16 protein-coding genes are annotated in these 19,015 nt (G+C 70.0%); 12 read left to right on the top strand and 4 right to left on the bottom strand.

Translation table 11 applies throughout. The features are described 5' to 3' along the window. Nucleotides 1-3: 3 nt before the first annotated feature. The gene (locus ACIP5T_RS15305) at nt 4-1,134 is read left to right on the top strand and encodes an LLM class flavin-dependent oxidoreductase (protein WP_400865266.1); all 1,131 of its coding nucleotides are present in this window, start codon (nt 4-6) and stop codon (nt 1,132-1,134) included. Nucleotides 1,135-1,147: 13 nt separating this feature from the next. On the opposite strand, the gene ACIP5T_RS15300 is transcribed toward ACIP5T_RS15305, so the two are convergent. Next, nucleotides 1,148-2,092 (bottom strand): zinc-binding alcohol dehydrogenase family protein, encoded by a 945-nt coding sequence (locus ACIP5T_RS15300; RefSeq protein WP_400865264.1) that lies wholly within the window; start codon nt 2,090-2,092, stop codon nt 1,148-1,150. Nucleotides 2,093-2,101: 9 nt separating this feature from the next. Further along, nucleotides 2,102-5,980, bottom strand: coding sequence for an ATP-dependent RNA helicase HrpA (gene hrpA, locus ACIP5T_RS15295; protein WP_400865262.1), 3,879 nt, complete (start codon nt 5,978-5,980; stop codon nt 2,102-2,104). A gap of 25 nt (nt 5,981-6,005) precedes the next feature. Here hrpA and ACIP5T_RS15290 point away from each other — a divergent pair, with 25 nt between their 5' ends. The 7 genes from ACIP5T_RS15290 (at nt 6,006) to ACIP5T_RS15260 (ending at nt 13,653) form a co-directional block, all read left to right on the top strand. Continuing rightward, nucleotides 6,006-7,193: a heparan-alpha-glucosaminide N-acetyltransferase domain-containing protein gene (locus ACIP5T_RS15290; protein WP_400865260.1), complete on the top strand. Its 1,188-nt coding sequence runs from the start codon at nt 6,006-6,008 to the stop codon at nt 7,191-7,193. Beyond that, entirely contained in the window at nt 7,190-8,026 is an 837-nt protein-coding gene (locus tag ACIP5T_RS15285; protein ID WP_400865257.1) for an aldo/keto reductase, read from the top strand. Before ACIP5T_RS15290 ends, ACIP5T_RS15285 begins: the two co-directional genes overlap by 4 nt. Nucleotides 8,027-8,102: 76 nt before the next feature. Further along, nucleotides 8,103-8,672 carry an FMN reductase gene (gene msuE, locus ACIP5T_RS15280; protein WP_400865254.1) on the top strand — a complete coding sequence of 190 codons (570 nt, stop codon included), beginning with the start codon at nt 8,103-8,105 and terminating at the stop codon, nt 8,670-8,672. Nucleotides 8,673-8,709: 37 nt separating this feature from the next. Then, complete coding sequence (locus tag ACIP5T_RS15275) at nt 8,710-10,509, top strand: thioredoxin domain-containing protein (protein ID WP_400865251.1); 1,800 nt, start codon at nt 8,710-8,712, stop codon at nt 10,507-10,509. Between the two features lie 182 nt (nt 10,510-10,691). Further along, entirely contained in the window at nt 10,692-11,765 is a 1,074-nt protein-coding gene (gene hisC, locus ACIP5T_RS15270; protein ID WP_400865249.1) for a histidinol-phosphate transaminase, read from the top strand. Further along, complete coding sequence (locus ACIP5T_RS15265; RefSeq protein ID WP_400865247.1) at nt 11,762-13,171, top strand: amino acid permease; 1,410 nt, start codon at nt 11,762-11,764, stop codon at nt 13,169-13,171. Before hisC ends, ACIP5T_RS15265 begins: the two co-directional genes overlap by 4 nt. A 2-nt stretch (nt 13,172-13,173) precedes the next feature. Then, nucleotides 13,174-13,653 carry an Lrp/AsnC family transcriptional regulator gene (locus tag ACIP5T_RS15260; protein ID WP_400865245.1) on the top strand — a complete coding sequence of 160 codons (480 nt, stop codon included), beginning with the start codon at nt 13,174-13,176 and terminating at the stop codon, nt 13,651-13,653. 3 nt (nt 13,654-13,656) lie between these two features. Here ACIP5T_RS15260 and ACIP5T_RS15255 read toward each other — a convergent pair whose 3' ends face one another. Further along, nucleotides 13,657-15,210, bottom strand: a complete 1,554-nt coding sequence (locus tag ACIP5T_RS15255; RefSeq protein WP_400865242.1) for a dolichyl-phosphate-mannose--protein mannosyltransferase — start codon at nt 15,208-15,210, stop codon at nt 13,657-13,659. A gap of 48 nt (nt 15,211-15,258) precedes the next feature. Here ACIP5T_RS15255 and rsmI point away from each other — a divergent pair, with 48 nt between their 5' ends. Next, nucleotides 15,259-16,077, top strand: a complete 819-nt coding sequence (gene rsmI, locus ACIP5T_RS15250) for a 16S rRNA (cytidine(1402)-2'-O)-methyltransferase (RefSeq protein ID WP_400865239.1) — start codon at nt 15,259-15,261, stop codon at nt 16,075-16,077. Then, complete coding sequence (locus tag ACIP5T_RS15245) at nt 16,077-16,691, top strand: class I SAM-dependent methyltransferase (protein ID WP_400865236.1); 615 nt, start codon at nt 16,077-16,079, stop codon at nt 16,689-16,691. The genes rsmI and ACIP5T_RS15245 overlap by 1 nt, the downstream gene beginning before the upstream one ends. A 6-nt stretch (nt 16,692-16,697) precedes the next feature. Here ACIP5T_RS15245 and ACIP5T_RS15240 read toward each other — a convergent pair whose 3' ends face one another. Continuing rightward, nucleotides 16,698-17,150, bottom strand: a complete 453-nt coding sequence (locus tag ACIP5T_RS15240; RefSeq protein ID WP_400865233.1) for a nuclear transport factor 2 family protein — start codon at nt 17,148-17,150, stop codon at nt 16,698-16,700. Nucleotides 17,151-17,182: 32 nt separating this feature from the next. Here ACIP5T_RS15240 and ACIP5T_RS15235 point away from each other — a divergent pair, with 32 nt between their 5' ends. Both ACIP5T_RS15235 and ACIP5T_RS15230 read left to right on the top strand, forming a co-directional pair. Continuing rightward, nucleotides 17,183-17,824, top strand: coding sequence for a TetR/AcrR family transcriptional regulator (locus tag ACIP5T_RS15235; protein ID WP_400865230.1), 642 nt, complete (start codon nt 17,183-17,185; stop codon nt 17,822-17,824). Then, nucleotides 17,821-18,927: a LacI family DNA-binding transcriptional regulator gene (locus ACIP5T_RS15230; protein ID WP_400865227.1), complete on the top strand. Its 1,107-nt coding sequence runs from the start codon at nt 17,821-17,823 to the stop codon at nt 18,925-18,927. The genes ACIP5T_RS15235 and ACIP5T_RS15230 overlap by 4 nt, the downstream gene beginning before the upstream one ends. Nucleotides 18,928-19,015 lie beyond the last annotated feature (88 nt).

Here is a 19,015-nt window from a genome sequence, read left to right as displayed (position 1 = left end):
CACATGCCCATCGAACTGCTCGGAATGATCGCCACGACCGCCGGATCGGAGTCGAAGGCCGTCGACGGACCCGCCGTCGACGCAGCCTACGTGCGGGAGTTCTCCCGAGCCCACGAGGAGGCGGGGTTCGACCGCGTCCTGATCGGGTACAGCGCCAGCTCTCCGGACGGGTTCGCGGTCGCCTCGGCGGCGCTGCACTCGACCGGGAGGCTGAAGGTGCTCATCGCGCACCGGCCCGGATTCGTCGCCCCGACGGTCGTCGCCCGCAAGCTCGCCACCCTCGATCACCTCACGGGTGGGGGAAGGGTCGCGATCCACCACATCAGCGGAGGCAGCGAGGCCGATCAGCGCAGGGACGGCGACTTCAGCGACAAGTCCGACCGCTACCGGCGCACGGGCGAGTTCATCGACGTGCTCCGACGGACGCTCGCATCCGACGAGCCGTTCGACTATCACGGCGACTTCTATCGGGTCGAGGGCGCGTTCTCGGCGGTGAAGCCTGCGACGGACGCGGGGATCCCGGTGTTCTTCGGCGGGCTCTCGGAAGGCGCTGTCGAGGTGGGCGCCCGCGGCGCCGATGTCTACATGCTCTTCGGCGAACCTCTCGCAGACGTCGCCGAGCACATCCGCACGATCCGCGCTGCGGCGGCGAAGGAGGGGCGAACGGTCGAGTTCAGCCTCTCGACGAGACCGATCATCGGAGCCACCGAGGCCGAGGCCTGGGAGAAGGCGGAGCGCATCTATGCCGAGACAGAGGCCGTGATCGCGAGCCGCGCCTCGGGCAACCCGCTCACGTTCGCGCGTCCGGCGCAGCACGAGCCGGTTCCGGTGTCCGCCGACCGTCTGCAGCAGGCCGCTCGGCGTGGCGACGTGCACGACGAGCGGCTGTGGCTCGGCATCACCAGGCTCACCGGCCCGGCCGGCAACTCCACGGCACCGGTCGGCACGCCCGAGCAGGTGGCCGAGGCGCTGCTGAAGTACTACGACCTGGGGGTGACGCGCTTCCTCATCCGCGGATTCGATCCGCTCGGCGACGTGCGCGACTGGGGTGCTGAGCTCGTGCCGGCGCTCCGGGAGGGGGCCCGGCTCCGCGATGAGGCGAGCGCGGCGCAGAGCGAGGAGCGGGTCGCCTGAGCGGCAGGACTCGCTACGGGATCAGGACGATCTTGCCCGAGGCGGCGCCGGACTCCATGAGCTCATGAGCCTGCGCCGCTTCGGCGAGCGGCAGCTCGGGGCCGAGCTCGATGACGAAGTCTCCGCTGGCGAGCAGCTCGACGGTCGCGCCCAGCGCCTCGGCCCGCCAGGCGAGCTCCTGCTCGGTGAGCGGCGTGGGGGAGCCGCCGGAGAAGGCGCGGATGCCGAAGGATGCGGCATCCGGTCCGCGCACGATCGTCGCGACGCGGTCGCGGTCGGTGACGAGCTCGAGCGAGACCTCGATGGCCTCATCGGTGCCTGCGCAGTCGAGAGCCACGGTCACGCCGTCCGGCGCAGCCTCGCGCACGCGCTCGAGCAGTCCGTCACCGTAGGCCACCGGCGTGGCGCCGAGTTCGCGCAGCTGATCGTGTCGCGCGGGGCTGGCGGTGGCGATCACGGTGGCGCCCCAGGCGACGGCGAACTGCACGGCTGCCTGCCCGACCGAGCCGGAGCCGCCGTGCACCAGCAGCACATCGCCGTCTGCGACGCCGAGCGAGCGGAGCGCCTGGTAGGCGGTGCCGGCGGGGATGCCGATGCCGGCGCCCTCGGCTGAGGTGACCGCATCGGGCAGAGCCACGAGCTTCTCGACGGGCACGGCGAGCAGGCTCGAGTAGGTGCCGACGGTGTCGCGGATCGCCACGCGGTCGCCCACGGCGAATCCGTCGACGTCGTCGCCGAGCGACTCGATCACCCCGGCGCCGTCGAAGCCGACGGCGCGCGGTTCGGTGATCGGCGGCGAGGGCCGTTTCGCGCTGCGCAGCTTGGCGTCGATCGGGTTCGCCCCTGCCGCCTCGATGCGCACCACCGCTTCGCCGCTGAGTGCGATCGGATCGGGGATCTCGATCAGGTGCAGCACATCAGGGGAACCGAACTCTGTGTAGACGATCGCGCGAGCCATGCCCTCAGGCTACCCCCGCGATGCCAGCACCTTCATGATGCGCTGCGGCGAGACGGGCTGGGCCGTGCCGAGCCGCTGCGCGAACACGCTCACGCGATACTCCTCGAGCAGCCAGCGCGTCTCGACGATCGCAGGGGGAGCGCCGGGTGCGACCGGGATCGTCCCTCCGGCATCCTCGAACGCCTTCGCCATGCGCTCGAACTCGCTCATGCGGGTGCGGTCCTTGCCAGGCTCGTTCGCCAGGGTCTTCAGACGATCGAGCATGCCTTCGAGGTACCGGGGGAAGTGCGCGAGGCGCTCCACGCCGCTCGCCGCGACGAACCCCGGGTGCAGGAGTCCGGAGAGCTGCGTCCGGATGTCGTTGAGCGGCCCGAGCAGAGCGAGCGAGTTCTGCGACCGGATGCCGCGCTCGACGTCGCGGGTCTTCGTCAGGATGCGGGCGACGAGGGAGACGCAGGCGAAGAGCTCGTCGACGAGGGATGCCGAGACGGCGTCGCGCACGCGCTCGAACTCGACCTGGGTGCGCACGATGCCGCCAGGGGCCGCCCTGTCGATGAGGTTCTGCACCACGGCAGCACGGCAGTCCTCGATGAGGGCCGCCGCCGACTGATACGGCGACGCGGCGAGTGCGAGCTTCTCCTGGCTGGTGAGGTGCTGCTGCACGTACGACGAGGGTGAGGGCACGCCGAGCAGCACGAGTCGCAGCACGCCGGCGCGAGTGGCCGTGACCGCGGCCTCCGCTGTCGATTCCACGCGCACCGAGACGGTCTTGCCCTGGTCGACGATCGCCGGATAGCCGCGGACGACACCGCCGGCGACGCGCGTGTCGAGCACCTCTGGCAGTTCGCCGAAGGTCCACGTCGTGAGGCCGTCCTTCTCGATCGAGGTGGCGGCGGCCGCGGGGCGGGGGCCCTTCGCGGGCCCCGGCTGACGCGGTGGCGCCGCGATCGACCGGGCGACGCTGCTGCGGGCGCGGTCGGCGAGCTCCGCCTGCAGCGTGCTCAGGTCTCGGTTCGATCCGACCACGCGTCCGCGTTCGTCGACGGCGCGGAAGTTCATGCGCAGGTGCGCCGGCACCCGGTCGTCCTCGAACTCCGTCGCAGAGACGAGCTGATTGGCGAGGGGCTGGATGAGGCGGGCGAGGGCCTCCTTGAGCGTGCGATTCGGGAGACCGCCGTGCGACTCGGGGCCGTCTCCGGCCAGTTCTGACCCGAACTTGTCTGCCCAGTCGGCCGCAGGCACCACGTGCCTCCTGATGGCTTTGGGCAGTGCGCGGAGCAGACCGGTGACGAGCTCGGCGCGGAGGCCGGGCACCTGCCAGTCGAAGCCCCTGTCCTCGATCTGCGCGAGCAGGGGGAGCGGGATCACGACGCTGACGCCGTCATCGGCGGCTCCCGGCTCGAAGCGGTAGGCGAGTCCGAGCACCTGGTCGCCCTGCGTCCACCTCGTGGGGAACTCGCTCTGATCGGCCCTGCTGTCGTCGTCGAGCAGGTCGGCCTCGCGCATCACGAGCAGCTTCGGTGTGGCGGCCAGCGTCTCGCGCCACCACTTCTCGAACGAGCGCACGTCGAAGACGTCTGCCGGGATCCGCTCGTCGTAGAAGCGGAAGACGGCCTCGTCGCCGGCGAGGATGTCGCGGCGGCGCTCGCGCTCCTCGAGCTTCTCGAGGCGCTTGCGCAGCTCGGCGTTGCTGCGCCAGAACGCGCTGACCCGCTTGTCGATGCGCGTCGGGTCCCATTCGCCCTCGACCAGGGCGTGCCGCACGAACATCTCGCGCGAGGCGGCGCGGTCGATGCGCGCGAACTGCACGCGGCGGCGGGGGATGATCTCGACCCCGAACAGCGTCACCTTCTCGTAGGCGACCGCGGCACCCGCATCCTTCGACCAGTGCGGCTCGGTGACCTGGCGCTTCGCGAGATCACCGGCGAGTGCTTCGGCCCACGCCGGATCGATCGCGGCGACGGTGCGTGCGTAGGTGCGCGAGGTCTCGACGATCTCGGCGGCCATGACCGCCTGCGGGGCCTTCTTGCGCAGCGCCGAGCCGGGGAAGATCGAGAAGCGGATGCCGCGGGCACCTCGGTACTCCGCCATCCTCTTCTTCTTGGGATCCAGGCCCTTGCCCGTGTTGCGCTCGTCGAGGATGCCGATCTGCGACAGCAGACCCGCGAGCAGGGCGCGATGGATCGCCTCCGGATCCGCGCTGCCGGAGCGTCCTGAGTCCTTCTCCTTCACGAGCGACCGCAGCTGGCGGTGCACGTCGAACCATTCGCGCACCCGGACGTAGTTCAGGTGCTCGGAGCGGCAGAGGCGACGGAACGCGCTCGAGCCGAGCTCGCGCTGCTGCTCCCTGAGGTGGTTCCAGAGGTTGAGGATCGAGAGGAAGTCGCTCGTCGGGTCGGCGAACCGCGCGTGCATGCGGTCTGCCTCGTCCCGCACGCTCTGCGGCGCCTCCTGCGACGGCCGCTCGCGCACGTCCTGGATCGACATGCCGGCGACGATCGCGAGCACGTCGCGCGTCACGTCGGCCCCGCCGGGGCGCCCCGCCTCGATGAGCATGCGGGCGAAGCGGGGGTCGATCGGGATGCGCGAGATGTCGCGTCCGATGCGGGTGAGGCGTGGGGTGTCTCCGCTTCCGGTCACGGCGCCGAGCTCGGTGAGCAGATCGACCGCGGCCTTCACGCCGCGGGAGTCCGGAGGGGTGAGGAACGGGAAGGCGGTGATGTCGCCGAAGCCGAGCGACAGCATCTGCAGGATGACCGAGGCGAGCGACGTGCGCAGGATCTCGGGTTCGGTGAACTCGGCTCGACTGTCGAAGTCCTCTTCGCTGTACAGACGGATCGCGATGCCGTCGCTCGTGCGGCCCGCGCGGCCGGAACGCTGATTCGCGGAGGCCTGCGAGATCGCCTCGATCGGCAGTCGCTGCACCTTCGAGCGGTTGCTGTACCGCGAGATGCGGGCGGTGCCGGTGTCGATCACGTAGCGGATGCCGGGAACGGTGAGGCTGGTCTCGGCGACGTTCGTGGCGAGCACGACGCGACGGCGCACCCCGGCGACGCGGCTCTTCTCGAACACCCGGTGCTGCTCGGCCGCCGACAAGCGCCCATACAGCGGCAGCACCTCGGTGGGGGAGCGGTCTTTCGAATAGGCGCCTCGCACGGCATCCGCCGCGTCTCTGATCTCGGCCTCGCCCGGCAGGAACACGAGGACGTCGCCGGGCTCCTCCCGGTCGAGCTCGCGCAACGCCGCGACGATCGCGGTCACCTCGTCGGATTCCTCGGTCTCCTCCGTCTGAGCCCGGTAGCGGATCTCGACGGGGAAGGTGCGCCCCGACACCTCGATGACCGGCGCGGGCTCGCCCTGAGCGGTGGCGAAATGCCGGGCGAAGCTCTCCGGGTCGATCGTGGCCGAAGTGATGATCACCTTGAGGTCGGGGCGCTCCGGCAGGATCCGCACGAGGTAGCCGAGCAGGAAGTCGACGTTGAGCGAGCGTTCGTGGGCCTCGTCGATGATGATCGTGTCGTAGCGGCGGAGCAGACGATCGCGGTGGATCTCGTTCAGCAGGATGCCGTCGGTCATCAGCGCGATGCGCGTCTCGTCCGACACCTTGTCGGTGAAGCGCACCTTGTAGCCGACGAGGGTACCGAGCTCGACCTGCAGCTCTTCGGCGACCCGCTCGGCGATCGTGCGGGCGGCGAGCCGTCGGGGCTGCGTGTGCGCGATGCGCTCGCGCCCGAGGTCGAGGCAGATCTTCGGCAGCTGGGTCGTCTTGCCCGAGCCCGTGGCACCGGCGACGATGACGACCTGGTTGTCGCGGATGGCGTCGGCGATCTCGTCTCGCGCAGCGCTGACCGGCAGCTCGGGAGGATAGAAGATCACAGGGGAAGGCATAGAACTCCCATCGTACGATTCATCCGTGAGCACTGTGTCGAAGCCCCTTCCCGCAACGCGGTGGTTCCGTGAGTTCGGGCGGGCTCCGCGCATCCTCGGACTCGACATCGCCCGAGGCCTCGCGATCCTCGGCATGGCGGGCGCGCACATCGGCGAGACCGAGGCGTTCGATCCGTTCGACCTGTCGACGTGGACCGACCTCGTGCACGGGCGCTCGTCGATCCTGTTCGCCGTGCTCGCCGGCGTCTCGATCGCCCTGATGACCGGGCGCAGCGCGCTGCCCGAGCCCGAGCGGATGCCGAGCATCCGCCTGCAGCTCGTCGGTCGCGGAGCGGTGATCTTCCTGATCGGTCTGGCCCTGGAGATGCTGAACACGCCGATCGCGGTGATCCTCACCCTCTACGGGCTCCTCTACGTGGCTGTCATCCCGTTCCTCCGGTGGCAGCCGTGGAAGCTGCTGATCGCCGCCGGCATCCTGGCGCTCGCGGCGCCGGCCGTGCTCGCACTGCTCGCCGCGCTCACGCTGTACCCCACCGGAGCGGGCATCAGCCTCGTGCTCTACGGCTCGTATCCGATCACGGCGTGGCTCGCGTTCGTCTTCGCCGGCATGGCTCTCGGGCGCCTGCACGTCGAGAAGCTCGAGACCGCGGCCATCACGTTCGGCGTCGGCGTCGCGCTCATGGTCGTCGGATACGGCCTCGGCCTCGTCGGGGGAGTCGCCGGCATCAGGTCCTCCTCGTGGATGACAGAAGGAGAGGGGGCGTCGGGATGGAGCACCTACCCGGACGCTCTGGCGGCGGCGGACCCCGGAGGCGCCGTCATCCGTGCGATCTTCGCCGTCGATCCGCACTCGGGCGGGACGGCGGAGATTCTGGGCTCCGGCGGGTTCGCCCTCTCCGTCATCGCGCTGTGCGTGCTGCTCAGCGGTCCGTTGCGCGCGGTGCTCCTTCCGCTGGGGGCGTTGGGGTCGATGCCGCTGTCGGCCTACAGCGTGCACGTCGTGTCGGTCGCGCTGATCGCAGGACCGGGTGGCTTCTTCTCGAGCAATGCACTCTGGGCCGCGACGGCCATCGCGCTGCTCCTCGTCACGACGCTGTGGTCGATCCTGTTCGGGCGAGGGCCGCTCGAACGACTCGTCGGCTGGGCTGCGACGAGGATGGCCGCGGTTCCCCCTGGGCCGCCTGTCATCACAGGTCGTAGGGTGGGATCATGACGATTCCTGCACTCGAACTGAACGACGGCCACTCCATCCCGCAGCTCGGCTACGGGGTGTTCAAGGTTCCGGCCGACGAGACCGAGCGCGCCGTGAGCGAGGCGCTCGAGATCGGCTACCGCCACATCGACACGGCTGCCATCTACGGCAACGAAGAGGGTGTGGGCGCGGCCATCGCCGCATCCGGCATCGCCCGCGACGAGCTGTTCATCACTACGAAGCTCTGGAACGACCGCCACCACGGCGAGGAGCCGCGCGCGGCGATCGGCGAGAGCCTCGACAAGCTCGGTCTCGACGCGGTCGACCTCTACCTCGTGCACTGGCCCACTCCGGCCAAGGACGACTACGTGCACGCCTTCGCCAAGCTCATCGAGCTGCGCGAGGCCGGCCTCACCCGCAGCATCGGCGTCTCGAACTTCCTCGTGCCGCACCTCGAGCGTGTCGTGGCGGAGACCGGCGTGACGCCTGCGGTCAACCAGATCGAGCTGCATCCGGCCTACCAGCAGCGCGACGTGGTCGATTGGGCGACCGAGCACGGCATCCGCATCGAGTCGTGGGGGCCGCTCGGCCAGGGCAAGTACGACCTGTTCGGCACGCCGGCGATCGCCGAGGCTGCAGCGGCGCACGATGTCACCCCCGCTCAGGCGGTGCTGCGCTGGCATCTGCAGCGTGGATTCATCGTCTTCCCGAAGTCGGTGCGGGCAGAGCGACTGCGCGAGAACCTCGACGTGTTCGGCTTCGAGCTGACAGATGCCGAGATCGCGAAGATCGACGCGCTCGACCCGCTCGACGGCTCAGGCCGCGTCGGCTCGCACCCCGACGACGTCAACTGAGGCGCCCCGTTTCGACAGATGACGCCCCGTGTCGCTTCCCGCGACACGGGGCGTCGTCGTGAGTAGCGTCAACGGCATGACAGCTCCCTACCGCGTCGTCGCCGTCTCCGGTTCTCTGCACGAGCCCAGCAAGACCACGGCCCTCGTCCGTGCGATCGCCGGGGCGATCGCCGAGCGCGCCGAGGTCGAGATCGAGGTCATCGAGCTCACCGACATCGGCCCGTCGCTCGCCGGGGCGCTGCGTCGCGACCATCTTCCGGCGAACGTCGAGGAGAAGCTCCTGGCCATCGAGGCGGCAGACCTGCTGATCGTCGGCAGCCCCGTCTACCGCGCGTCCTTCACCGGCCTGTTCAAGCATCTGTTCGACTTCGTCGGCCAGTACGAGCTCGTCGGCAAGCCGGTGCTGCTCGCGGCGACCGGCGGGGGCGAGCGCCACGCTCTGATCATCGAGCACCAGCTGCGGCCGCTGTTCGCCTTCTTCCAGGCGCTGACGCTGCCGCTCGGCGTCTACGCCAGCGACACCGACTTCGACGGCTATGTGATCGCGTCCGACGTCCTGCACGCACGCATCGCCCTCGCCGCCGACCGCGCGCTGCCGCTCGTGGGCTACGCCGCATCGCGGCCGGCGGAGCTGCTCGTCTCCTGACCGTCTCGTCGTGCGCTGATCGGCGTAGCGTGGGCGTATGACGAACCGGCTCGCCGACACGCTCAGCCCTTATCTCCGCGCGCACGCGGACAACCCCGTCGACTGGTATCCCTGGGGGCCGGAGGCCTTCGCCGAGGCGCAGCGCCGTGACGTGCCGCTGCTGATCTCGATCGGCTATTCGACGTGTCACTGGTGCCACGTGATGGCGAGGGAGTCGTTCGCCGACCCCGACACGGCGGCGTCGATCAACCGCGACTTCGTGGCGATCAAGGTCGACCGCGAGGAGCATCCGGATATCGATGGCGCCTACATGGCCGCAGCCTCGGCGTTCACGCAGAATCTCGGCTGGCCGCTCACGGTCTTCACGACGCCGCGGGGCCGCACGTTCTACGCCGGCACCTACTGGCCGCCGGAGGCACGACAGCCGATGCCCGCCTTCCGCGATGTGCTCGCCGCCGTGAACGAGGCGTGGACCGTGCGCCGTGCGCAGGCCGAGGAATCGGCGGATGCCGTGACCGATGCACTCGCCAGGGCAGCGGCATCCGTCCCCTCCGATCTGCCGGACGCGGTGGCGCTCGCAGGGGCGGCCGAGACGATCGCCGCGCGCGAGGATCGCCAGTTCGGCGGGTTCGGCGGCGCTCCGAAGTTCCCCGTCGCGACGACGCTGAGTCTGCTGCAGACGCCGCTCGTGCGTCGAGAGGCTCCGGATGCCGCGGCCTCCGCCGACCGCGCCCTCGCGGCGATGTCGGCGTCGGCCCTGCGCGACGAGGACGGCGGATTCTTCCGCTACGCGACGCAGCGCGACTGGACCGTGCCGCACTACGAGCGGATGCTGACGGACAACGCCCAGCTGCTCGCCATCGCGCTCGACGCGGGGGACGAGCCGACCGCCCGCGGTGTCGCGGACTTCCTCGTGAGCACTCTGCGACGAGCGAGCGGAGGGTTCGGCGCCGCCCAGGACTCGGAGTCGATGATCGACGGACGACGCGATGAGGGCGGGTACTACCGGCGCCCCGTCGCGGATCGGGCGGGACTCGAGCCCCCGGCCGTCGACGGCAAGGTCATCACGGGCTGGAACGGTCTGGCCATCGCAGCCCTCGCCCGAGCAGGGGCCGTGCTCGCGGAGAGCTCGTGGGTGCAGGCCGCGGTCGACGCCGCCGAACTCGTGCTGCGGGTCAACCGGGATTCGACGGGAGCGCTCGTGCGCGCGTCGCTCGACGGCGTCGCGTCGGGTGCGGTGGCGACGGCCGCCGATGTCGCGCTGCTCGCCGACGGCCTGTTCGCGCTGGCCGTGGTCACCGGCGAGGCGGCGTGGGCCGCCGAGGCACGTGAGTTGCTCGACACGGCGATCGAGGGGCTCGATGGCGATCCTCTGCTCGCGGCGCACGGCATCGCCGCGTCGCCCGACCAGACCGACGGAGATCTGCCGTCGGATGCCGCAGCCGTGGCCGCTGCGGCGCTCACCGCGTGGCGGCTCGGCGCGGGGGACCGGTATCGGGAGGCGGCGGCCGAACGCGTGCGCGAGCACGCCGGTCAGGCCGTGTCGCAGCCGTTCGCACACGGCAGCCTGCTGCGCGTGGCGGCGGGACTCGTTGATGCCTCGAGGCAGATCGTCGTCGTCACCGAGACGCCGGACGGTGCGCTCGCGTCTGCAGCGCGCACGGCAGACGCCGACGTGATCGCGATCGTGGCCCCCGCACAGGCGAGGGTGTTCGCGGATGCCGGCTTCGAACTGTTCGAGGGCAAGGCCGACGCGAGGGAGCAGGCGTTCGACTGCCGGTCGTTCGTGTGTCGGCTCCCGGTGAGCGACCCCACCGACCTTCCCCTCGCGCGGTGAGAACCCCGTGCCCGCGGGCGGCTGTGCAGTCTGCTCAGCGGTTCCGCGATTCCACCCCGCCGGCTGCGCGCGTTGCGCACCGGATGCTGCACCGATTGCCCACCCGTCGATCCTCGGTCTAGTGTTGCGCGACAGCAGGCGCCGCTCGGCCGCCACCGCATCTCAGCAAGGACGCTCAGACGATGACTCTTCCCACCCGTGCCGGCCTCGACGCCGTGCCCGCCTACCGCCAGGGGCGCTCCGCGCCGGCCGGTGCCTCGAAGCTCTCCTCCAACGAGTCGCCGCACCCGCCGCTCCCGTCCGTCGTCGACGCGGTGCAGCAGCGCCTCTCCACGATCCACCGCTATCCCGACATGAGCGCCGCCGCTCTGCGCGAGCGCCTGGCGGAGCGCTACGGGGTCGATCCGGCCGTCGTCACCGTGGGCGCCGGCTCCGTCGAACTCGCCTCCCAGCTCATCCATGCCGTCGCCGGTGAGGGCGACGAGGTCATGTTCGCGTGGCGGTCGTTCGAGGCCTACCCGTCACTCGTGCGCATCGCCGGCGCGACTCCCATCCCGGTGCCGCTGAACGCCGAGCATGCCCACGACCTCGATGCCATGCTCACCGCGATCACTCCGCGCACGAGGCTGATCTTCGTGTGCAACCCGAACAACCCGACCGGAACGGTCGTAGATGCCGCAGACCTCGAGGCGTTCGTGGCCGCTGTGCCGCGCGATGTGCTGGTCGTGATCGATGAGGCCTACGTGCACTTCGACCGCACCGGGTCGTACGGGGCGGGCGTCGAGCTGTTCCATCGGCATCCGCACGTCGCGGTGCTGCACACCTTCTCGAAGGCGTACGGGCTCGCCGGTCTGCGCATCGGCTACGCGCTCTCGCCGCTCGCGGTGGCCGACAGCCAGCGCAAGGTCGCCGTGCCGTTCGGCGTGACCGACCTCGCCCAGGCCGCCGCACTCGCATCCCTCGACGCGGAAGACGAGCTCGCGGTGCGCATCGACGAGGTCGTCGCGCACCGCGATCGCCTGCAGGCGCTGCTCGTCGACGCCGGATGGCCCGCCGTCGCCTCGCAGGCGAACTTCGTCTGGGTCCCCGCAGGCGACCGCACGGACGAGCTCGAGTCCCTGTTGAACGAGGGTGGTGTGATCACACGGGTCTTCGCCGGTGAGGGGATCCGCATCTCATCGGGTTCAATGGAGGACATAGACCGGGTGCAGTCAGCGCTCCAGGCTGAGACCGCACTGCAGGAGGCGCGCGCATGACCGAGGTTCCGACCACGACGACCACGACGAAAGGTCTGCACCCGGGGCTGACTCGTCGGCAGATCTCGATGATGGGACTCGGCGGCGCGATCGGCGCCGGGCTGTTCGTCGGTTCAGGTCAGGCGATCAGCATCGCAGGTCCCGCTGTGCTGATCTCCTACCTCGTCGCGGGCGGCATCGTGGTGCTGATCATGGCGATGCTCGCAGAGATGGTCGCCGCCCGGCCGAGCTCCGGTGCCTTCAGCTCGTATGCGCAGAAGGCCATGGGACGCAGTGCCGGAAGCGCCGTCGGCTGGCTCTACTGGATCCAGCTCGTCGTGGTGATCGCGGCGGAGGCGACCGGCGCCGGAGGGATCATCTCCGCCTGGATCCCCGGCATCCCGGCCTGGGTGTGGGTGCTCGTCTTCGTCGTGGCCCTGACTGCGGTCAACCTGTTCGGGGTGCGCAACTACGGCACATTCGAGTTCTGGTTCGCCGCGATCAAGGTCGCCGCGATCATCGTGTTCCTCGTCGTGGGCGTGTGCGCCATCGTCGGCTTCATCCCCGGTGTTCCCGCGACAGGCATCGGAAACCTGGTCGACAACGGCGGCTTCGCACCGAACGGGCTGACCGGCATCGCCGCCGCGCTGCTGATCGTGGTCTTCGCGTTCGGCGGCACCGAGGTCGTCGCGATCGCGGCCGCCGAGTCCGACGACCCCGCGCGCAACATCCGCCGCATCGTGCGCGAGGTGCTCGTGCGCATCCTGATCTTCTACGTCGGCTCGATCTTCGTGATCGTGTCGGTGCTGCCGTGGAACGACCCGGCCGTCAAGGACGGCCCCTTCTCTGCCGTGCTCGACACGCTGCAGCTGCCCGGCGTCGGGCTCGTGATGGATCTCATCGTGGTGATCGCACTGCTCTCGGCGATGAACGCGAACATCTACGGCGCATCGCGCATGGCCTACTCGCTCGGCGAGCGCGGTCTCGCTCCGCTTGCTGCGACCCGCACCACGTCGAAGGGCGTGCCGGTGGTCGCTGTGCTCGCCTCCGTCGCGTTCGGCTTCGTCACCGTGGGACTGAACTGGGCGTTCCCCGATGTGGTGCTCCCCGCGCTCCTCAACGTCGTCGGATCCACGCTGTTGATCATCTGGACGGCGACCGCCGTGTCGCAGATCATCCTTCGCCGCCGTGCCGATCGGGCGGGGGAGGACATGCCGATGCGCATGTGGGGCTTCCCCTGGTTGTCCTGGCTGTGCCTGGCGCTCCTCGCCGGTGTCATCGCGCTCACGATGATCGACGGCGCCGCTCGCGTGCAGCTGCTGCTCACCATCGGCCTGACCGTGGTGCTCCTGATCGTCGCGCGACTCACGCGGAATGCCTCGCGCCCGGGTGTCACCAGCGAGCGCGACCGCGTGGTCGTGGACTGACCGTGCACATCGATCGCCTCGACGCCGAGCTGATCCGGATGCTCACCGAGTCTCCGCAGCTGCCGATCCTCGAGTGTGCGAGACGTCTGGGAGTGGCGAGGGGAACGGCCACGAGCCGGCTGGCGCGACTGCACGAGGGCGGAGTGATCGAGGCGATCGTGCCGCGTGTCGACCCTGCCGGCTTCGGCTACGGCGTCGTCGCGTTCTGCCTCGTCGAGATCGATCAGAAGGTCGGCCATGACGACGTCGCCACGGCCCTCGCCGATGCGGTGCCCGAGATCGTCGACATGCACACGGTCACCGGAGCGAGCGACATGCAGCTGCGGCTCGTCGCCCGTGACGCGACCCAGCTGCAGGAGGTGCTCGATCGGGTCGCTCTGGTGCCGGGGGTCGCTCGCACGGCTTCCTCGATCGCGATGCGGACGCACCTCTCCGGGCGGGTGCTGCCTCTGGTCGAGCATGTCGCCGGCGACGCCGGCTGAGGATCAGATCCAGCCGGGCAGCCAGTTGTGCAGCAGCCAGAAGTCGTAGGGCACGCTCATGCCTGTCCACACCGGGTAGTAGAACGCGGAGACGAGCAGCACGATGACGAGGAAGACCATCACCGTGCGCTCTCCCGACTGGCGGCGATGCAGCGGGTCCTCCCGTCGGCCCCCGATCTGACGGAGAGCGACCGCGAGCGCGATCACGAGGAACGGCGCCATGGCCACGGTGTAGAACTGGAAGATCGTGCGCTCGGGGAACAGCAGCCAGGGCACGTAAGTCGCAGCGAGTCCGACCAGCGGGAACGTGAACGCGGGGCCGACCGGCGTGCGGTCGATCCATCCGCGCACGAGCCGGTAGATCAGATAAAGCGCCGCGGCGACGCCGACATACCAGATGAGTGGATTGGGGATCGTCGAGATCACCGCGATGCAGTGGTCGACGCCGCAGGGCGCAGGATCAGTCCCCACCCAGACCGCTGTGGGCCGAAGCAGCAGCGGCCACTCCCAGGCGGGACTCGCGTAGGGGTGGCCCTTGCTGAGACCGACGTGGAAGTTCAGGATCGCCTCGTGGTAGTTCCACAGCGCGATCAGCGGATTGGGATCGCTCTGACGGGCATAGCCGCCGGCCGTGACGAGCCACCCCGTCCAGCTGACGAGGTACGTGGCGAGCGCCGGCAGCACCAGCAACACGAAGGACACCGGACCCTGGCGGAACGCGGCGGCGGTCGGCCACAGCACGATGCCGGCGCGGCGTCTCGCCAGAGCATCCGTCACCACGACGTAGAGCCCGAAGGCGGCGAGCGCGTACAGCCCGGACCATTTGACGGCGCATGCGGCGCCGAGGGCGACACCCGCGGCGATCAGCCAGGGGCGTCGCCAGAGCACGGGCCCCCACATCGGTTCGGGGGAGTCGGGGTCGGTGCGTTCGAGCAGGGGTATCGACCGTTCGCGGTCGACCAGGATGAACAGTGCACCGAGCATCACGAAGAACGTGAGCGGACCGTCCAGCAGCGCGGTGCGGCTCATCACGATGCTGAGGCCGTCGATCGCGAGCAGGCTGCCGGCGACGGTGGCCACCACGAGCGAGCCGGTCAGTCTGCGGGCCACCAGGTAGACGAGCAGCACTGTGGCCGTGCCTAGGACAGCCGTCGCGATGCGCCAGCCCACCGTGTTGTCCGGGCCTCCGACAGCCATCCCCAGGGCGATCAGCCATTTGCCGAGGGGCGGATGCACGATGAACGATCCGGCGTCCGACAGCGGCAGCTCCTGCAGTGTGATGAACGCCTCGTTGGCGTCCTTTCCCCAGGTGCCCTCGTATCCGAGGGTCCAGAGCGACCAGGCGTCCTTGACGTAGTAGGTCTCGTCGAAGGCGAGCTGGTGCGGGTGGCCGAGGTTGACCAGGCGCAGCACCGCGGCCAGGGCGGTCACGACGAGCGGCGCGAACCAGCGCATCGTGCGCCCCCAGTCCGGATCCCGCAGGACGCGGTCGCGCAGTCGCTCGTAGCGTGTCAGACGCTCCTCGGGTGGAGGAAGCAGGGGCAGGGGCGCGGTCACCGCACCAGCCTAGACACTCCGCCGATGGGCCCCGCCTAAGCTGGACGGGTGATCATCCTCGCCGCAACACCGATCGGAAACCTCGGTGATGTCTCGCGTCGCCTCGTCGAAGTGCTGGAGAACGCCGAGGTCGTCGTCGCGGAGGACACCCGCACCACCGGACGGCTGCTGCAGGCGTTGCAGATCACGAACCGGCCGCGGCTGATCGCGCTGCACGACCACAACGAGAAGCAGAAGGCGGCAGAGCTCGCGACCCTCGCCATCGAGACCGACGTCGTCGTCGTGAGCGATGCGGGGATGCCGGCCATCAGCGACCCCGGCTACGCGCTCGTCGCCGAAGCCGTCGCGCAGGGTGTGACCGTGACGGCGATCCCCGGGCCGAGCGCGGTGCTGATGGCGCTCTCGATCTCGGGGCTGCCGACCGATCGTTTCACGTTCGAGGGGTTCCTGCCGCGCAAGCCGGGGGAGCGGCGGTCGACCCTGCGGGCGCTCGCCGTCGAGCCCCGCACGATGGTGTTCTTCGAGTCGCCCGCCCGGCTGGCGTCGGCGCTCGCCGACATGGGCGTCGCGTTCGGTGCCGACCGTCGCATCGCCGTGTGCCGCGAGCTGACCAAGTTCTACGAGGAGGTGCGCCGCGGCACCTCCGCCGAGCTCGTCGAGTGGGCGACGGCGGGCGTCAAGGGCGAGATCGTCGTCGTGGTCGAGGGCGCCCCTCACCGGGAATCCTCTGCAGAAGACGCTCTCGCGCAGGTGCAACACCTCGTGGCATCGGGTGTGCGCCTGAAAGAGGCATGCGCCGAGGTCGCCGCGGCCACAGGCCTCTCGTCGCGCGACCTGTATCAGGCAGCGCTGGCCGCTCGCAGCTGATGGGCGCGGATGCCGGCATCGCGGCCGCCTATGACGCCAGGGCCGCGGAGTACGTCGAGCTGGCCGGCGCGATCGGGCAGATGGACGCGCGGGATAGGGCGTCCATCGCAGCCTGGCGCGACGCGGCCCCGGGACAGCTGCTCGATGCCGGCTGCGGGCCCGGGCACTGGACCGAGTTCCTCGGCAGGGGCGGGCGCGAGGTGCGGGGAGTCGACCTGTCGGCCGAGTTCATCGCGACCGCGCGGATGCAGCACCCCGGTATCCCGTTCGAGGTCGGCTCGTTCCGCGATCTGCCGTTCGACAGCGGGTCGTTCGGCGGCATCCTCGCCTGGTACTCGCTGATCCACACACCTCCGGAGGCCGTGCCCGAGATCTTCGCAGAGTTCTCCCGTGCGCTCGCATCGGGCGGCAGCATCCTGATCGGGTTCTTCGACGGAGAGCCGCGCGAGCCGTTCGCGCACGCCGTCGCCCCGGCGTACTTCTGGTCGGCCGACGCGCTCGCCGCACTCCTCGCCGACGCGGGCTTCGAGGTCGTGTCGATGGAGACCCGCGGGCGGGAGCCGGGCGAGATCAGCACCCGCCCTCACGGCGAGATCTCGGCGATCCGTCGATAGCGGGCCTCAGCCCTCGATGGGCTCGGCGAGGGCCTCGTCGATTCCCGAGGCCGCGACGACGGCGAGCGCGTGCTGCAGGACCTGCAGGTCTTCGACCGTCTCCACGTCCGTCACTCGGCCCCATCGCAACGTGAGGAACTGGAACACTGTGTTCTCGTAGCGGGTGCCGTCGGGCAGATCTCCCGATACTCGAGCCCGGGTCGCCACCCTCGTCCGCCAGGGCGGTCCGTTGACGAGGACGTCCAGCAAGGTGAACTGAGCTCCGGGCAGCAGCCGCAGCGTCCGTTCCCACCACCGATTCATGGCGTCCTCGGTCGTGCGCCGGCCACCGAGCGCATGTTCGCCATGAAACACATAGGTGAACTCGTCGGCGAGTCCGTCGACCATGGCGTGGTAATCGCCGCGATTGATCTTCGCGAAGACACCACGCACCGTGGCGCGCACGATCATCGTGTACATCACGACCCCCTAACGTTACGATGAGTCACATAATGACATCGAGCGGTAGGCCGCGTAAAGGGGAGATCGATCGCGCGATCCTCGACGCGTTCGCGGTGCTCGTCGAGGAGCGTGGCTACGCACGCGTCTCGGTGGAAGATGTCGTGCGCCGCGCGGGATCCAACAAGCCCGCGTTCTACCGACGATTTCGAGACCTGGCGTCGGTCGTTCCGCGACTCCTCGAGGATCGGCATGGGCTCGATTCCGACATCGACACGGGGTCGCTGGTGGGCGACCTCTGCGAGATCCAACGCCGTCAGGTTCGTCTCTTCTCCGATCGTGCCATCGCTCGAGGTCTCGTCGGCTGGGCCGCGCACGTCGAGGGGCGTCCGGAGCAGGCCGTGCCGTTCGTCGACGCCTATCTCGCCCCGCGTCGTGCGTTCACGCACGTCGTCCTGGCGCGGGCCGTCACCCGCGGCGAGATCTCGGATGACTCGGATCCTGACTGGATAGCCGACCTGCTCACCGGCCCGCTGCTGATGCGGATCACTCTCCCGGGGCTGCCGCCTGTCACCGAGGCGCTCGGAGTTCAGACCGTGCATGCGGCGCTCGATGCGGTGCGCTTTCGCGGCGATCGTTCTGCTCTCGCGGCGGGTACCCTGGTGCACACGCGACCGGAGGAGGACCAAGCGTGAGCAAGAAGGCGACCGTCTATGACGTCGCAGAGCGCGCCGGGGTCTCGATCGCCACTGTGTCACGCGTGCTGCGGCAGCCGGATGCCGTGCGCCCCGCCACGCGCGAGCGCGTGCTCGACACCGTCTCGGAGCTCGGGTACGTGCCCAGCGGCAGTGCGCGCGGCCTGGCCGAAAGGCGCACCGGGGTGATGGGCCTCTACTTCCCGGGTTTCGACGCGTCGGAGGACGCGCCGGTGCTCGATGTGCTCGCCGAGGAACAGGCCGACGCGCCGCCGTTCACGGTCGAGCAGGCGCCTGCGGACGCCGATGCGCCGCATCCGACCATGCTGTTCCTCGACGAGGTGCTGCGTGGTGCCGAGCTCGAGGCGTGGAAGCAGGGCTTCGTGCTCATGATCGGCGTAGGCAGGGACGATCCCACCCGTGAGACCGTGCGCGACATCGCCGGCCGGGTCGACGGGCTGATGGTGCTGGCGCAGAGCGTGCCGGATGACGTGCTCGCCCGGCTCGCTCAGCGGATCCCTGTGGTCGTGCTCTCGGGCCCCGCGCGGGGCGACAGCTATGACCACGTGACGGTCAGCAACGCCGAGGCGATGACCGAGCTCACGCGTCTCGTGCTCGCACAGGCCGACCCCGGGGGCATCGCCTTCCTCGGCGGTCCGGAGGACTCGCCCGACGGCGCGCAGCGCTGGGAGGGCTTCGCGACCGCGGTCGCCGAGGCGGGGCTCGCGATCGACGACGTGACGGTTCTCCGCGGCGACTTCACCCGCGCGTCGGGTCACGCCGCGGGGGAGCGGCTCATCGCCCACGGGGTGCCGTCTGTGCTGGTCGCGGCGAACGATCAGATGGCTCTCGGTGCGATCGACGCGTTCCACTCCGCAGGCATCCGCGTGCCGGACGACGTAAGGGTCACCGGCTTCGACGGGCTCGAGGCGGCCGCGCTCTCGCGCCCCGCGCTCACGACCGTCCGCCAGCCGATGATCGACCTCGGGCGCGCCGCCGTGCAGCTGCTCGCGCGCCGTCTCGAGCAGCCGGATGCCGATCCGATGACCGTGCGCCTGCCCCTGCAGATCCTCGTCCGCGAGAGCTCGCAGCGCCCCGAGTAGCCACGAGTTTGGCACCGCTCCCATCCCTGTCTCCGAGGGCTATGGGAGCAGCTGAAACCCTTGTCAAGGGGTTGCAATCGCAAAATGT

Source organism: Microbacterium sp. NPDC088619, from assembly GCF_044752825.1.
In the GTDB taxonomy this organism is placed as follows: domain Bacteria; phylum Actinomycetota; class Actinomycetes; order Actinomycetales; family Microbacteriaceae; genus Microbacterium.
This window is presented reverse-complemented; position numbering and strand designations above follow the sequence as displayed.

What these genes read in the sequence shown, in the direction of transcription:
- hrpA (WP_400865262.1), bottom strand. Translation starts at nt 5,980, where the DNA reads ATGCCTTCCCCTGTGATCTTCTATCCTCCCGAGCTGCCGGTCAGCGCT.
- ACIP5T_RS15285 (WP_400865257.1), top strand. Translation starts at nt 7,190, where the DNA reads ATGACGATTCCTGCACTCGAACTGAACGACGGCCACTCCATCCCGCAG.
- ACIP5T_RS15240 (WP_400865233.1), bottom strand. Translation starts at nt 17,150, where the DNA reads ATGTACACGATGATCGTGCGCGCCACGGTGCGTGGTGTCTTCGCGAAG.
- ACIP5T_RS15305 (WP_400865266.1), top strand. Translation starts at nt 4, where the DNA reads ATGCCCATCGAACTGCTCGGAATGATCGCCACGACCGCCGGATCGGAG.
- msuE (WP_400865254.1), top strand. Translation starts at nt 8,103, where the DNA reads ATGACAGCTCCCTACCGCGTCGTCGCCGTCTCCGGTTCTCTGCACGAG.
- hisC (WP_400865249.1), top strand. Translation starts at nt 10,692, where the DNA reads ATGACTCTTCCCACCCGTGCCGGCCTCGACGCCGTGCCCGCCTACCGC.
- ACIP5T_RS15265 (WP_400865247.1), top strand. Translation starts at nt 11,762, where the DNA reads ATGACCGAGGTTCCGACCACGACGACCACGACGAAAGGTCTGCACCCG.
- ACIP5T_RS15245 (WP_400865236.1), top strand. Translation starts at nt 16,077, where the DNA reads ATGGGCGCGGATGCCGGCATCGCGGCCGCCTATGACGCCAGGGCCGCG.
- ACIP5T_RS15300 (WP_400865264.1), bottom strand. Translation starts at nt 2,092, where the DNA reads ATGGCTCGCGCGATCGTCTACACAGAGTTCGGTTCCCCTGATGTGCTG.
- ACIP5T_RS15275 (WP_400865251.1), top strand. Translation starts at nt 8,710, where the DNA reads ATGACGAACCGGCTCGCCGACACGCTCAGCCCTTATCTCCGCGCGCAC.
- ACIP5T_RS15235 (WP_400865230.1), top strand. Translation starts at nt 17,183, where the DNA reads ATGACATCGAGCGGTAGGCCGCGTAAAGGGGAGATCGATCGCGCGATC.